This window comes from Escherichia sp. WS3063 (assembly GCF_046486595.1).
Lineage (GTDB): Bacteria > Pseudomonadota > Gammaproteobacteria > Enterobacterales > Enterobacteriaceae > Escherichia > Escherichia coli.
In genome coordinates, this window is the sequence record NZ_JBJQKY010000006.1 from 246631 (window position 1) to 261494 (window position 14864).

General features: G+C 52.2%; 12 protein-coding genes and 1 pseudogene. 8 read left to right on the top strand and 5 right to left on the bottom strand.

Going from position 1 to position 14864, the window contains the following annotated elements; translation table 11 throughout:
• Positions 1-195: 195 nt before the first annotated feature.
• From entF to fes, 3 genes are read right to left on the bottom strand one after another with little or no spacing between them, the layout of a single operon-like run.
• Positions 196-4077, bottom strand: a complete 3882-nt coding sequence (entF, locus tag ACJHYW_RS08770) for an enterobactin non-ribosomal peptide synthetase EntF (protein WP_000077748.1) — start codon at positions 4075-4077, stop codon at positions 196-198.
• The gene (ybdZ, locus tag ACJHYW_RS08775) at positions 4074-4292 is read right to left on the bottom strand and encodes an enterobactin biosynthesis protein YbdZ (protein ID WP_000885794.1); all 219 of its coding nucleotides are present in this window, start codon (positions 4290-4292) and stop codon (positions 4074-4076) included. The genes entF and ybdZ overlap by 4 nt, the downstream gene beginning before the upstream one ends.
• 2 nt (positions 4293-4294) lie before the next feature.
• Complete coding sequence (fes, locus tag ACJHYW_RS08780; RefSeq protein ID WP_000125834.1) at positions 4295-5497, bottom strand: enterochelin esterase; 1203 nt, start codon at positions 5495-5497, stop codon at positions 4295-4297.
• Between the two features lie 242 nt (positions 5498-5739).
• On the opposite strand from fes, the gene fepA reads away from it, so the two are divergent.
• Together fepA and entD are read left to right on the top strand one after the other, a co-directional pair.
• Positions 5740-7980 carry a siderophore enterobactin receptor FepA gene (gene fepA, locus ACJHYW_RS08785; RefSeq protein WP_001034925.1) on the top strand — a complete coding sequence of 747 codons (2241 nt, stop codon included), beginning with the start codon at positions 5740-5742 and terminating at the stop codon, positions 7978-7980.
• A 49-nt stretch (positions 7981-8029) separates the two neighbouring features.
• Positions 8030-8650, top strand: coding sequence for an enterobactin synthase subunit EntD (entD, locus tag ACJHYW_RS08790; protein ID WP_000858746.1), 621 nt, complete (start codon positions 8030-8032; stop codon positions 8648-8650).
• A 121-nt stretch (positions 8651-8771) separates the two neighbouring features.
• On the opposite strand, the gene hokE is transcribed toward entD, so the two are convergent.
• Positions 8772-8924: a type I toxin-antitoxin system toxin HokE gene (hokE, locus tag ACJHYW_RS08795; protein WP_000956465.1), complete on the bottom strand. Its 153-nt coding sequence runs from the start codon at positions 8922-8924 to the stop codon at positions 8772-8774.
• Between hokE and ACJHYW_RS08800 the strand changes: the two are divergent.
• The 6 genes and pseudogenes from ACJHYW_RS08800 to ybdG all read left to right on the top strand — a co-directional run bounded on the left by ACJHYW_RS08800 (position 8893) and on the right by ybdG (position 13342).
• Positions 8893-9161 (top strand): annotated as a pseudogene (locus ACJHYW_RS08800) (hypothetical protein). The gene hokE and the pseudogene ACJHYW_RS08800 sit on opposite strands and share 32 nt — an antisense overlap.
• Positions 9162-9374: 213 nt before the next feature.
• Positions 9375-10493: a YbdK family carboxylate-amine ligase gene (locus ACJHYW_RS08805; protein WP_001130634.1), complete on the top strand. Its 1119-nt coding sequence runs from the start codon at positions 9375-9377 to the stop codon at positions 10491-10493.
• A gap of 65 nt (positions 10494-10558) precedes the next feature.
• Positions 10559-10807 (top strand): DUF1158 domain-containing protein, encoded by a 249-nt coding sequence (locus ACJHYW_RS08810; RefSeq protein WP_000682518.1) that lies wholly within the window; start codon positions 10559-10561, stop codon positions 10805-10807.
• Positions 10808-10871: 64 nt separating this feature from the next.
• On the top strand, positions 10872-11255 hold the full coding sequence (locus tag ACJHYW_RS08815) for an MmcQ/YjbR family DNA-binding protein (RefSeq protein WP_000360950.1): 384 nt from the start codon (positions 10872-10874) through the stop codon (positions 11253-11255).
• A 78-nt stretch (positions 11256-11333) separates the two neighbouring features.
• Positions 11334-11987: an oxygen-insensitive NAD(P)H nitroreductase gene (gene nfsB, locus ACJHYW_RS08820; protein WP_000351480.1), complete on the top strand. Its 654-nt coding sequence runs from the start codon at positions 11334-11336 to the stop codon at positions 11985-11987.
• 107 nt (positions 11988-12094) lie between these two features.
• Positions 12095-13342 (top strand): mechanosensitive ion channel YbdG, encoded by a 1248-nt coding sequence (gene ybdG, locus ACJHYW_RS08825; protein WP_001153128.1) that lies wholly within the window; start codon positions 12095-12097, stop codon positions 13340-13342.
• An 80-nt stretch (positions 13343-13422) separates the two neighbouring features.
• Here ybdG and pheP read toward each other — a convergent pair whose 3' ends face one another.
• Entirely contained in the window at positions 13423-14799 is a 1377-nt protein-coding gene (pheP, locus tag ACJHYW_RS08830) for a phenylalanine transporter (protein ID WP_000786307.1), read from the bottom strand.
• Positions 14800-14864: the final 65 nt, after the last annotated feature.

The following is a 14864-nucleotide window of genomic DNA, read 5'->3' on the forward strand; positions in this document are numbered from 1 at the left end:
GTCCAATAAGAGTAAATCTCCACGGCCCCCACTTTACCAGTTGGTGAGATTTATCCGAAGCTGAAGTTTGTAAATTCCTCCCACTGAATGCAACATTCACTCTATTTCAGAGAAATATCCGTTAAATTGATAAATTAAATAAATAATAAACCCATAATCATTTATTGTAATTATGGGTTTATAGATAATATAAATTTACTTATTTAGCGTCGCACGAATAATCGGCCCTATTTTTTCAAACGCCATCGGCGAGATAATATCCACATGCGCACAATCCTGACGATAGATATCCAGCTCCGTAATCCACGGCGACCAGGCGCGTTCGGGATTCATACCTTCCTGAAGCGTGCGTTCAGCAACAAACAGCGTCGCTTTACCTTCAAACGGTACGCTATGAGCAGTCGTCAGCAGGCGCACAGCATCAGCGTAGTTGCCTTCAATGGTGGTAAACAACTCCGTTGAAGTACTTCCCTGCTGTGCCGCCAGGAAGGCCTCGCGCTCGCGGTTAATCTCCGCCAGCACTTCCGGGTCCAGGCCATTAGCCTCTTTTTCCTGCCAGTTTTGCGTTTCTGGCGGCCAGGTATCCAGCAAGCCAAGAAATGCCACCTGTTCGCCACGGGCACGCAGCCGCGCCGCAATACCCTGCGCCAGCGTACCGCCCAGCGAATAACCCAGCAGGTAATAAGGGCCGTGCGGTTGATGCTCAAGTAACGTTGCCAGATGCGCTTCGCAGACTTCATCCAGATTTGCCGCGGTCTGCATGGGGCCATTGGGGCGCGGCGACTGAATGCCGATAATCGACCATTGTGGATCGAGATAACGCGAGAGCACGCTGAACTGCCAGGCAAAACCGGACGCAGGATGGAAACAAAACAGCGTCGGGCCATTACCTTCACGCAACGGCAGAATGGTTTCGAATCCCATGCGCCGGGAGCTGTCTTCTTCACCATCAATAATCGTTGCCAGTTTGGCGACAGTTGACGCGACCATCACTTGCCCCGGCGTCACCTGGCGGGCAAACTGCCGACTTAACTGCGCAGCCAGTTTCATTGCCAGTAGCGAATGACCGCCAAGCGCAAAGAAATCAGCATCGGCATCCTGCACGTCACAACCCAGCAACGACGAGAATGCCGCGGCGATAATCGTTTCACTGCCCGCTTTCGGCGCACGCCCAGGCGCTTGTGCCTTCAGATCAGGCAACGGTAAGGCTTTGCGATCCAGCTTGCCGTTGGCGCTAAGTGGTAACTGTGGAAGTTGCAGCAGAACCACCGGTACCATATGTGGTGGCAATGTTTCACGAAGCTGCGCCTGTAATGCGCTGGTATCCAACGGCAGACCTGATTGCGACACCAGATAGCCCACCAACTGACGCGCATCACCACCAGTGGCTGCCGCCTGGTTAATCACACAGGCGTGGGTAACGGCTTGTTCGACATCCGGCAGCGCCTGCATCACGCGATCAATTTCGCCCAGTTCGATACGCTGCCCGCGAATTTTTAGCTGATCGTCACTGCGCCCGAGGTACTCCACTGCGCCGTTATCCAGCCAGCGGGCCACATCGCCGGTACGGTACATCCGTTCACCTGGGGCAAAAGGATCGGCAATAAAGCGGCTGGCGGTCAGATCGGGTCGTCCAAGATACCCCTGCGCCAGTTGAATACCGGTGAGATAGAGATCTCCCGCCACACCCGGCGGCACCGGATGCATCATCGCATCGAGAATGCGCAGGCCCGTATTCCACACCGGATAACCAATCGGCACACTGCTGCCGCGCACCTCTGCCAGTTCCTCGCCAAAAGCCGGATACCAACTGACATCTACCGCCGCTTCCGTCGGGCCATACAGATTATGCAACGGCGCGCCGGTTAACTGTTGCCATTCGCGGCATAAATCAGCCGGTAAGGCTTCACCACTACAGAAAACCTGTTTCAACGTCGCGCAATTCTGACGAGCGGTTTGCGGAGTCAGCGATGCAACAAATGCTGCCAGCATCGACGGCACAAAGTGCGTGGTCGTTACACCATATTCGGCAAAGAATTGCTGCATAGCGAGCGGGTCGCGGTGCGCTTCCGGTTCAGCCATCACCAGTTTAGCCCCGGCAATAAACGGCCAGAAAAACTCCCACACCGAGACATCAAAACTGCACGGCGTTTTTTGGGCAACGACATCTTCGCCTGTAAGCGGGTAGTGGTTTTGCATCCAAAGCAGGCGGTTAACGATAGCCGTCTGCCCGACCATTACCCCTTTCGGCCTGCCGGTGGAACCGGAGGTGAAGATGATATAAGCCGTGTGGTGCGGTTGTGAAAGCTGCAGCGGCGCACTGCCCTGTGGTATAAGCGGGGCGTTATAGCAAAGGCGGGTTAAATTGGGGATATCGCTAAAGCGCGGCAGTTGATCGTCAGTGGTGATTAACAGCGACGGACGCGCATCTTCCAGCATCATTTTCAGGCGATCGTCCGGATAGCCGGTATCCAACGGTAACCAGGCCGCACCAGCTTCAACTATCGCATGTAGCGCCAGGGTCAAAAAGACCGAGCGCGGTAATGCCACCGCCACGCTGTCGCCCGGTTTAACGCCGCGCTCACGCAGCAGATTCGCCAGCGCCACCACCTGTTCGCGCATTTCCCGATAGCTAAACTGGTAACGCGCATCAACCAGCGCCGGAGCATCCGGTGTTTTTGCCGCTTGTTCTGCCACCAGCGCGCTCAGCGTGGTTTCTGGAATCTCAACCTGAGTGGCGTTGATCTGCGCCAGCTGCGCATACTCGCCTGGCAGCATAATATCGACATCGCCGCACAACAGCGACGGATCCGCGGCGAACTGGGCAATCAGCATTTTCAGGCGTTCAGCGTGTTGAATTAACGTTGGCTCATCGTAACGCTGTTTATTGGCGAGGATCTCAATACTCAAATCACCGTGTTCATCCGGGAACAGGGCCAGTTCAAGGTCATTAACCGGACCGGTTGCCAGGGTATGGGTTTGCGCCTGAACACCAGGAATATCCAGTTGGTAATCAAATACCTTGATATTGAGTACCGGACCGAACAGCGGTTCCTCTCCTGCCGCTCGCCCACTGTCACGGACAATTTGTTCGGCATCGTAGCGTTGATGGCGGCGCATTTTTTTCAGTTGTGCTGCCAGTCGGGTTGCCAGTTCCGGCAGCGTTTCTTGCGCCGCAATATGAATACCCAACGGCAAAACGTTGAGCACGGGTCCGGTAGCCGTCAGCGCCGCCGAGCCTAGTCGACGCATAAAGATAAATCCGGCAGCGTAGTCCATGCGGTTGCACAATCGCCCCAGCCACAAGGCTGCCAACGCAAGGGCTAAATCGGTACGCTGCACACCTGAAAGTTGCGTAGCCAACTGGCGGAATTCCCCGTCGGTAAATTCCAGTTTCAGGCGCAGAATATCTGCCGAGGCGCTGCGCCCCGGTAAAGGTGCCGGAGAAAGTGACGCGGGCGGCGGCAATTGACGACGCTGTTCCGCCCAGAATGCCGCATCACGCTGACAGGCTTCGCTTTCGCGGTATTGCTGGTACTCTTCCACTACATCAGCGAAAGGCGTAAACGGCGAAGCAGGCGTTGGTTCGCCACGCAGCCATGCGCAGTAAATATTGGCGATCTGGCGGGTAATGGCCGGGAAACTGAAGCCATCGACCAGCAAATGGTGATAACGCTGATACCAGTACCAGCGGTTATCCGCCACCTGTATCAACTGATGAAAGACCAGTGGTTTACCGCTATCGACGCGCAAATCTTGTTGCAAATCCGCCTGCATTAATGCCCGCGCAGTACCGTGCGGATCAATGTTGGTTCGCAGGTCGATAATTTCTGGCAGTTCGAACGTCAGCGCATCATCGACCCACTGCCAGACTTCGCCGTTATCTTCCGTAAAACGCATCCGCAGCGTATCTGCTTGCGCTAATCCGGCAACCACCGCGCGGGCCAGTAATGGCGCATCAACCTCTCCGGTTAACTCAACGTAATGCGCCACGCTCCAGGCGGAGGGTAAATCCGACAGTTTTTCTGCCATCCAGATGCCGGGCTGTGCGGCGACCAAAGGTAAATGCTGGCTCATTGTGCCTCCTGCAACTGGGTGAAATTCGCCGGTGTCAGAGTACGCCAGTGGACTTCCAGCCACTGCTGGCAGGACTCTTGTGACTGCGGCTGACACACAATGTCCCATCCTGCCGGTAAGAGGCATTGTTGCGGCCACAGACTGAATTGCCCCTGCGCATTGCGCAAAATGTAAAACGCTCCCTGCGGATCATCGAAGGGATTACTGAATGCCATATTCAACTCCTGTCATGGAAAAGTGGTTGCCAGAGGTCGATTAGCCCCTGCATCAAGCCACCGCGCCAACAAAGCGCATCATGTCCGCCGTCAACCTGACGCCAGAAAATGGATTCTTTTATGGGGTGTAATTGCGCATACAGCGCCTGATTGGCCTGCATGATCATCGGCTCGCGAATACCCGCTTCCAGCACAATGCGCAGACCTTCGGCACTAACTTGACCAGCTTTAAGTTGCTCAAGTAAAACACCTTCTTGCGGCCCGCCCCGATGCGGCCACCAGTACGATCCTGACTGGCTTAATACACAGCCAAAGCGTTCAGGCCAGTGCAGTCCGGCATACAGCGCGGAAAGCCCACCAAAACTCTGCCCGGCGACCACGGTGCGATCGGCGCGATCGCTAAAAGAGGCAATAGCTTTCACCAGGGGTAATAACTCTTGCTGTACTGCCAGCCAGAAATCCGCATTACACGGCAGTTCGTGGGCGCGGTGCGTGGTGTCGATAGCATCGATCAACACATACACGGCGGGAGGAAGTTGCCGACGATGGGTCAGCGAAGTTAGCGCAGGCCAGACGGGCATACTCTGCGCCCAAAATTCACCATCAAGCAAAACTGCCAGCGGGCGTTCTTCTGCTGTTGCATCGCCGGTGGTAAAAATCCATACACGGCGTGAATTTTTCAACCGTTCACTTTTCCAGATAATTTCTTTGGCAGGCGTTTCTGGCGCTTGCGGACAATCCCATCCCGGTTGCAGAGGCGCTTGCGGCATTTCAAGTGCAGAAACAGCGTGCCCTCGCCCGCCTTTCCAGCTTTGTGGATTCAGCGGATCTGCTATCGCCTGGGGTAATAGTTTTCGCCAGCCTTCACGTAATTCGAGGCGATCGGGGGATGGTGCAGAAAAAATGTCATCGCGTTCGGTGGGAATAAAGCAGTAGCTGCCGCGCCAGTTGGCATTGAGTTGTGTCGTCCACTGCCAGACGTTGGTGCCTGCAATTCGCTGCATCGACTGGGGCTGGCTGTTCTGATGGTGATCGGTCACACCAGTGATGTAGACCCATACGCGCTTTATCGTCGAGTATTCTTCAGAACCTTGGGGATCACGCCACCAGAAAGTGACCTCAAACATTTCGTCATTCAGACGCTGCCATTCCGGGCCATGTTTCGACTGCCACCAGCTCTCACTTCCTACTTTTAACGCCGTCACACCATAACCCCATGTTTACTGTGCAATTTTTTATTGATTGCAGAAATATATTGATAATATTATTGATAACTATTTGCATTTGCAATAGCGTAATGGCGCGCCGTGGGAAGCGCGGACATTAATTAACCAACTGCACTGCGTGTCTTTCAGGATCAAAGGTTTTCGCGGTAGCGGGGTGCGTCGTATTGATGACGACCATGCCCGACAGTTGCAATTCGTGGCAAAAATGCAGGAATAAAACAATGAACAAGAAGATTCATTCCCTGGCCTTGTTGGTCAATCTGGGGATTTATGGGGTAGCACAGGCACAAGAGCCGACCGATACTCCTGTTTCACATGACGATACCATTGTCGTTACCGCCGCTGAGCAGAACTTACAGGCGCCTGGCGTTTCGACCATCACCGCAGATGAAATCCGCAAAAACCCCGTTGCCCGCGATGTGTCGGAGATCATCCGTACCATGCCAGGCGTTAACCTGACCGGTAACTCCACCAGTGGTCAGCGTGGGAATAACCGCCAGATTGATATTCGCGGCATGGGTCCGGAAAACACGCTGATTTTGATTGACGGCAAGCCGGTAAGCAGCCGTAACTCAGTGCGTCAGGGCTGGCGTGGCGAGCGCGATACCCGTGGTGATACTTCCTGGGTGCCACCTGAAATGATTGAACGTATTGAAGTTCTGCGTGGTCCGGCAGCTGCGCGTTATGGCAACGGCGCGGCGGGCGGCGTGGTTAACATCATTACCAAAAAAGGCAGCGGTGAGTGGCACGGCTCCTGGGATGCTTATTTCAATGCGCCAGAACATAAAGAGGAAGGTGCCACCAAACGCACCAACTTCAGCCTGACCGGTCCGCTGGGCGACGAATTCAGCTTCCGCTTGTATGGCAACCTCGACAAAACCCAGGCTGACGCGTGGGATATCAACCAGGGCCATCAGTCCGCGCGTGCCGGAACGTATGCCACGACGTTACCAGCCGGGCGCGAAGGGGTAATTAACAAAGATATTAATGGCGTAGTGCGCTGGGACTTCGCGCCTCTGCAATCACTCGAACTGGAAGCGGGCTACAGCCGCCAGGGTAACCTGTATGCGGGCGACACCCAGAACACCAACTCTGACTCCTATACCCGCTCGAAATATGGCGATGAAACCAACCGTCTGTATCGCCAGAACTACTCGCTGACATGGAACGGCGGCTGGGATAACGGCGTGACCACCAGCAACTGGGTGCAGTACGAACACACCCGTAACTCGCGTATTCCGGAAGGTCTGGCGGGCGGTACCGAAGGGAAATTTAACGAAAAAGCGACACAGGATTTCGTCGATATCGATCTCGATGACGTGATGCTGCACAGCGAAGTTAACCTGCCGATTGATTTCCTCGTTAACCAGACGCTGACGCTGGGTACGGAGTGGAATCAGCAGCGGATGAAGGATTTAAGTTCCAACACCCAGGCGCTCACTGGGACGAATACCGGCGGTGCTATTGATGGTGTGAGTGCCACCGACCGTAGCCCGTATTCAAAAGCAGAAATTTTCTCGCTATTTGCCGAAAACAATATGGAGCTGACTGACAGCACCATCGTAACGCCGGGGCTGCGTTTCGATCATCACAGCATTGTTGGCAATAACTGGAGTCCGGCTCTAAACATATCGCAAGGTTTAGGCGATGACTTCACGCTGAAAATGGGCATTGCCCGTGCTTATAAAGCGCCGAGTCTGTACCAGACTAACCCAAACTACATTCTCTACAGTAAAGGTCAGGGCTGCTATGCCAGCGCGGGCGGCTGCTATCTGCAAGGTAATGATGACCTGAAAGCGGAAACCAGCATCAACAAAGAGATTGGTCTGGAGTTCAAACGCGACGGCTGGCTGGCGGGCGTCACCTGGTTCCGCAACGATTATCGCAATAAGATTGAAGCGGGCTATGTGGCTGTAGGGCAAAACGTAGTCGGCACCGATCTCTATCAGTGGGATAACGTACCGAAAGCGGTGGTTGAAGGTCTGGAAGGATCGTTAAACGTACCGGTTAGCGAAACGGTGATGTGGACCAATAACATCACTTATATGCTGAAGAGTGAAAACAAAACCACGGGCGACCGTTTGTCGATCATCCCGGAGTATACGTTGAACTCAACGCTGAGCTGGCAGGCACGGGAAGATTTGTCGATGCAAACGACCTTCACCTGGTACGGCAAGCAGCAGCCGAAGAAGTACAACTATAAAGGTCAGCCAGCGGTTGGCCCGGAAACCAAAGAAATCAGTCCTTACAGCATTGTGGGTCTGAGCGCGACCTGGGATGTGACGAAGAATGTCAGTCTGACCGGCGGCGTGGACAACCTGTTCGACAAACGTTTGTGGCGTGCGGGTAATGCCCAGACCACGGGCGATCTGGCAGGGGCCAACTATATCGCCGGTGCCGGTGCGTATACCTATAACGAGCCGGGACGTACGTGGTATATGAGCGTAAACACTCACTTCTGATGCTAACGCTTCCTCCCCCGATATTTGGGGGAGGAATAATATAGTTGACATGAAAACTACGCATACCGCCCTCCCCTTTGTAGGACATACGCTGCATTTTGTTGAGTTTGATCCGGCGAGTTTTTGTGAGCAGGATTTACTCTGGCTGCCACACTACGCGCAACTGCAACACGCTGGACGTAAACGTAAAACAGAGCATTTAGCCGGACGGATCGCTGCAGTTTATGCGCTGCGGGAATATGGCTATAAATGTGTGCCCGCAATCGGCGAGCTACGCCAACCTGTGTGGCCTGCGGGTGTATACGGCAGCATTAGTCACTGTGGGACTACGGCATTAGCCGTGGTTTCCCGTCAACCGATTGGCATTGATATCGAAGAGATTTTCTCTGTACAAACCGCAAGAGAATTGACAGACAACATTATTACACCAGCAGAACACGAGCGACTCGCAGAATGCGGTTTAACCTTTTCTCTGGCGCTGACACTGGCATTTTCCGCCAAAGAAAGCGCATTTAAGGCAAGCAAGATACAGGCCGCTCAAGGTTTTCTGGATTATCAGATAATTAGCTGGAATAAACAGCAGATCATCATTCGACTAGAGGATGAGCAGTTTGCTGTGCACTGGCAGATAAAAGAAAAAATAGTCATAACGCTGTGCCAACACGATTAATTGACAACATCTGGTACGATTCGCCCGCAGCCATCACTGACCACGGGCGAAAGTGTAAAGCAGGTGCCTTACCATCCTGACCTGACAACCGGATATGCGGGGATTACTCCCCGCACAACGGCTACTTCTTCGGTTCGTAAGCGAGAACAGCCTTAAACTCAATATTACGTTCCTTCACCGTAAACTCACACAGCGAGTCGCCGACAAGAAGCGTAAATCCCAGCACCGTTAAACACAGCACTATGACTGCCACAAGGGCATATTTCGTCAGCATGTTTATATTGCCTCCATGCGAAGAAGGGACTACCATCCAAATTGTCTGGTTTGGAGTGGCGGCCCCAGGGTTGATAGAAATATCGTCCTGGGGCTTCATCTTTCCAGACCTCAGAGTTAACCTGAAACCGGAAAGCTTCAGGCACCCGCCGTTATCTTACGCTTCCTCAGCAAAATAGCTGTTTATTTATACAGTGAATCCTGTTTCGGACTTCTCACTCCCCATTTGATCAACTGAAGCTGAGCCCGTTTTTTCTGCATGCCTCAATCGTCAAAATTCTTCGCCACCAGCCAGCTGTGCCATAACTTGCCACATTGAAAAAGTAGCTAAATTGCTTCACTCACAATCAGTTCACCATCACCAAAAAAAGAAATATTCCAGAACTTCCGCATCTCGCCCAGTCGCTCCCACTTCTATACTGAATAGAAAACGCCAACATAAGAGAAACCTATGCCATTACCCGATTTTCATGTTTCTGAACCTTTTACCCTCGGTATTGAACTGGAAATGCAGGTGGTTAATCCGCCGGGCTATGACTTAAGCCAGGACTCTTCAATGCTGATTGACGCAGTTAAAAATAAGATCACGGCCGGAGAGGTAAAGCACGATATCACCGAAAGTATGCTGGAGCTGGCGACGGATGTTTGCCGTGATATCAACCAGGCTGCCGGGCAATTTTCAGCGATGCAGAAAGTCGTATTGCAGGCAGCCGCAGATCATCATCTGGAAATTTGCGGCGGTGGCACGCACCCGTTTCAGAAATGGCAGCGTCAGGAGGTATGCGATAACGAACGCTATCAACGAACGCTGGAAAACTTTGGTTATCTCATTCAACAGGCGACCGTTTTTGGTCAGCATGTCCATGTTGGTTGCGCCAGTGGCGATGATGCCATTTATTTGCTGCACGGCCTGTCACGGTTTGTGCCGCACTTTATCGCCCTTTCCGCCGCGTCGCCATATATGCAAGGAACGGATACGCGTTTTGCCTCCTCACGACCGAATATTTTTTCCGCCTTTCCCGATAATGGCCCGATGCCGTGGGTCAGTAACTGGCAACAATTTGAAGCCCTGTTTCGCTGCCTGAGTTACACCACGATGATCGACAGCATTAAAGATCTGCACTGGGATATTCGCCCCAGTCCTCATTTTGGCACGGTGGAGGTTCGGGTAATGGATACCCCGTTAACCCTTAGCCATGCGGTAAATATGGCAGGATTGATTCAGGCTACCGCCCACTGGTTACTGACGGAACGCCCGTTTAAACATCAGGAGAAAGATTACCTGCTGTATAAATTCAACCGTTTCCAGGCCTGCCGCTATGGGCTGGCAGGTGTCATTACCGATCCGCACACTGGCGATCGTCGACCGCTAACGGAAGACACCTTGCGATTGCTGGAAAAAATCGCCCCTTCTGCAAATAAAATTGGCGCATCGAGCGCAATTGAAGCCCTGCATCGCCAGGTCGTCAGCGGTCTGAATGAAGCGCAGCTGATGCGCGATTTCGTCGCCGATGGCGGCTCGCTGATTGGGCTGGTGAAAAAGCATTGTGAGATCTGGGCCGGTGACTAAGCCGGGAATTGCCTTACAGAAGAATATCCCTGACAATGGTGTTTTAACTTACATTTAACAATGTTATGAAACACCCTTTAGAAACCTTGACCACCGCAGCAGGCATTTTGCTGATGGCTTTCCTCTCTTGCCTGCTGCTGCCCGCCCCCGCACTGGGGCTAACGCTGGCACAAAAACTGGTGACCATGTTCCATCTGATGGATCTTAGCCAGCTTTACACTTTATTGTTTTGTCTGTGGTTTTTAGTGCTGGGCGCTATTGAGTATTTTGTTCTGCGCTTTATCTGGCGACGCTGGTTCTCGCTGGCGGATTAAACGTCGATTATCGCCGAACTTCGCGGCATACTTTGCTTATTCTCCTTCGCCTAAAGGAACGTTTATGGATAAGCAATCACTGCACGAAACGGCGAAACGCCTGGCTCTTGAGTTACCCTTTGTCGAGCTTTGCTGGCCTTTTGGCCCGGAGTTCGATGTTTTTAAAATTGGCGGCAAGATTTTTATGCTGTCGTCGGAGCTGCGCGGCGTCCCCTTTATCAATCTGAAGTCCGATCCACAAAAATCCCTGCTAAATCAGCAAATATACCCAAGCATCAAGCCAGGGTATCACATGAATAAAAAGCACTGGATTTCGGTGTATCCCGGCGAGGAAATCTCCGAAGCGTTACTTCGCGATCTGATCAACGATTCGTGGAATCTGGTGGTTGATGGTCTGGCTAAACGCGATCAAAAAAGAGTGCGTCCTGACTCAACCGTAAATCAATAGCGCATTTTTCTCGCTTACCATTTCATCTCGATCCTTGTAATCTGCTGGCACGCAAAATTACTTTCACATGGAGTCTTTATGGATATCATTTCTGTCGCCTTAAAGCGTCATTCCACTAAGGCATTTGATGCCAGCAAAAAACTTACCCCGGAACAGGCCGAGCAGATCAAAACGCTACTGCAATACAGCCCATCCAGCACCAACTCCCAGCCGTGGCATTTTATTGTTGCCAGCACGGAAGAAGGTAAAGCGCGTGTTGCCAAATCCGCTGCCGGTAATTACGTGTTCAACGAGCGTAAAATGCTTGATGCCTCGCACGTCGTGGTGTTCTGTGCAAAAACCGCGATGGACGATGCCTGGCTGAAGCTGGTTGTTGACCAGGAAGATGCCGATGGCCGCTTTGCCACGCCGGAAGCGAAAGCCGCGAACGATAAAGGTCGCAAGTTCTTCGCCGATATGCACCGTAAAGATCTGCATGATGATGCAGAGTGGATGGCAAAACAGGTTTATCTCAACGTCGGTAACTTCCTGCTCGGCGTTGCAGCGCTGGGTCTGGACGCGGTACCCATCGAAGGTTTTGACGCCGCAATCCTCGATGCAGAATTTGGTCTGAAAGAGAAAGGCTACACCAGTCTGGTGGTTGTTCCGGTGGGACATCACAGCGTTGAAGATTTTAACGCTACGCTGCCGAAATCTCGTCTGCCGCAAAACATCACCTTAACCGAAGTGTAATTCTCTCTTGCCGGGCATCTGCCCGGCTATTTCCCCTCAGATTCTCCTGATTTGCATAACCCTGTTTCAGCCGTCATCATAGTCTGCTGTTGTATAAAGGAGACGTTATGCAGGATTTAATATCCCAGGTTGAAGATTTAGCGGGTATTGAGATCGATCACACCACCTCAATGGTGATGATTTTCGGTATTATTTTTCTGACCGCCGTCGTGGTGCATATTTTTTTGCATTGGGTGGTACTGCGGACCTTCGAAAAACGTGCCATCGCCAGTTCACGGCTATGGTTGCAAATCATTACCCAGAATAAACTCTTCCACCGTTTAGCTTTTACCCTGCAGGGGATTATCGTCAATATTCAGGCGGTATTCTGGCTGCAAAAAGGCACCGAAGCGGCAGATATTCTGACTACCTGCGCGCAGTTGTGGATCATGATGTATGCGCTGCTTTCAGTCTTCTCGTTGCTGGATGTTATTTTGAATCTGGCGCAGAAATTCCCGGCGGCATCTCAGTTACCGCTGAAAGGGATATTTCAGGGGATTAAACTGATCGGCGCGATTCTGGTCGGCATTTTGATGATCTCGCTGTTGATTGGTCAGTCGCCAGCGATTCTGATCAGCGGTCTTGGTGCAATGGCTGCCGTGCTGATGTTGGTATTTAAAGATCCGATTCTTGGTCTGGTGGCAGGTATTCAGCTTTCCGCGAACGATATGTTGAAACTGGGCGACTGGCTGGAGATGCCGAAATACGGCGCGGATGGCGCGGTGATCGATATTGGGTTAACCACCGTCAAAGTGCGTAACTGGGACAATACCATTACCACTATTCCCACCTGGTCTCTGGTCTCTGACTCCTTTAAAAACTGGAGCGGGATGTCAGCATCTGGCGGGCGACGTATTAAGCGCAGTATCAGTATTGATGTCACCAGTATTCGTTTTCTTGATGAAGACGAAATGCAACGTCTGAATAAAGCGCATTTGTTAAAACCTTATTTAACCAGCCGCCACAAGGAAATTAATGAGTGGAATCGCCAGCAAGGTTCTACGGAGTCGGTATTAAACCTGCGCCGAATGACCAATATTGGAACCTTTCGTGCCTATCTGAACGAATATCTACGTAACCATCCGCGGATTCGTAAAGATATGACCTTAATGGTACGCCAACTGGCTCCTGGCGATAACGGTTTACCGCTCGAGATCTATGCGTTTACCAACACCGTGGTGTGGCTGGAATATGAAAGCATTCAGGCTGATATATTCGATCACATATTTGCGATTGTCGAAGAGTTTGGTCTGCGACTTCATCAGTCGCCAACCGGCAATGATATTCGCTCTCTTGCAGGTGCATTTAAGCAGTAATTAAAAAAACCGCTCTCATCGCATGGATGAGAGCGGTTTCGGATGGTTGACATCATTTTGTCGGATACGGCGTGAATGCCTTATTTCCGACGCAGCGTTTTAAACGCTACAAACAGGAATACAATCCACACCGGCAGCAGAATCGCTGACAAGCGCATATCATCCATCGTGCACATCAGCAGCAAAATCATGCCGAGGAAGGCGATGCAGAGATAGTTGCCGAACGGATAGAGCAGCGCCTTAAACTGTGTTTCACGTCCCTGACGTCGCATCGCAGCACGAAAACGCAGATGCGCCAGGCAGATCATAATCCAGTTCAACAGCAGCGTTGCTACCACCAGCGCCATCAGCAGACCAAACGCTTTTTGCGGCAGCAGATAGTTGATTAACACCACCAGCGAAGTGATCGCTCCGGAAAGCATCAGCGAGTTAATCGGCACACCGCGACGGCTGACGCGAGTCAAAAACTTCGGCGCATTACCCTGCACAGAAAGGCCAAACAGCATGCGGCTGTTAGAGTAAACCCCGCTGTTATACACCGATAATGATGCTACCAGAATGACGAAGTTCAGCGCAGAAGCTACCACGTTGCTGTCGAGATTATGGAAAATCATCACAAACGGGCTACTGTTGGATTTCACTTCCACCCACGGATAGAGTGCCAGTAAAACCACCAGTGAACCGATATAAAACAGCAGGATGCGATACACCACCTGATTCACTGCTTTCGGGATGCTTTTTTCCGGAGCGCGCGCTTCAGCGGCAGTAATCCCAATCAGCTCCAGCCCGCCGAAGGAGAACATAATCACCGCCAGCGACAAAATCAGCCCATTCCAGCCGGTGGCAAAGAAACCGCCATAGCGCCAGAGGTTATCGATACTGGCTTTCTCGCCGCCGTGCCCAGAAAACAGCAGCCACAGGCCAAAGCCGATCATACCGATGATCGCCAGCACTTTAATCAGCGCAAACCAGAACTCGGTTTCGCCATATAAGCGCACGTTCACCAGGTTAACGGCGTTGATGATAATAAAGAAGGCGGCAGCCCAAATCCACGTTGGAACATCCGGGAACCAGTACTGCATATAGATGCCCGCAGCGGTCAGCTCTGCCATTCCCACCAGCACGAACATTACCCAGTAGTTCCAGCCAGAGAGGAAGCCCGCAAACGGTCCCCAGTATTTATAGGCAAAGTGGGCAAATGAACCGGATACCGGCTCCTCAACCACCATTTCGCCAAGCTGGCGCATAATCAGGAAAGCGATGATCCCGGCGACGCCGTAGCCCAGCAATACAGCCGGACCCGCCATCTGAATCGCCGGGCCAATGCCAAGAAACAGACCAGTACCAATTGCGCCACCCAGCGCAATCAGTTGAATATGACGGTTATGTAATCCGCGATGAAGCGTCGGCTCTTGATTCGACGCAGTATCTTCCGATACGGTTGACGCGTTTTTCACGCCTTTCCCCTGTGTGTCTTTTTTGTTGAGGGGCACCTTTTAACATTTAGTGCCCATCGTCGCAA

Bases quoted from the DNA above. Each gene is read 5' to 3' on its own strand.
- entF (WP_000077748.1), bottom strand. From the start codon at position 4,077: ATGAGCCAGCATTTACCTTTGGTCGCCGCACAGCCCGGCATCTGGATG.
- ybdZ (WP_000885794.1), bottom strand. From the start codon at position 4,292: ATGGCATTCAGTAATCCCTTCGATGATCCGCAGGGAGCGTTTTACATT.
- fepA (WP_001034925.1), top strand. From the start codon at position 5,740: ATGAACAAGAAGATTCATTCCCTGGCCTTGTTGGTCAATCTGGGGATT.
- entD (WP_000858746.1), top strand. From the start codon at position 8,030: ATGAAAACTACGCATACCGCCCTCCCCTTTGTAGGACATACGCTGCAT.
- hokE (WP_000956465.1), bottom strand. From the start codon at position 8,924: ATGCTGACGAAATATGCCCTTGTGGCAGTCATAGTGCTGTGTTTAACG.
- ACJHYW_RS08805 (WP_001130634.1), top strand. From the start codon at position 9,375: ATGCCATTACCCGATTTTCATGTTTCTGAACCTTTTACCCTCGGTATT.
- ACJHYW_RS08810 (WP_000682518.1), top strand. From the start codon at position 10,559: ATGAAACACCCTTTAGAAACCTTGACCACCGCAGCAGGCATTTTGCTG.
- ACJHYW_RS08815 (WP_000360950.1), top strand. From the start codon at position 10,872: ATGGATAAGCAATCACTGCACGAAACGGCGAAACGCCTGGCTCTTGAG.
- nfsB (WP_000351480.1), top strand. From the start codon at position 11,334: ATGGATATCATTTCTGTCGCCTTAAAGCGTCATTCCACTAAGGCATTT.
- ybdG (WP_001153128.1), top strand. From the start codon at position 12,095: ATGCAGGATTTAATATCCCAGGTTGAAGATTTAGCGGGTATTGAGATC.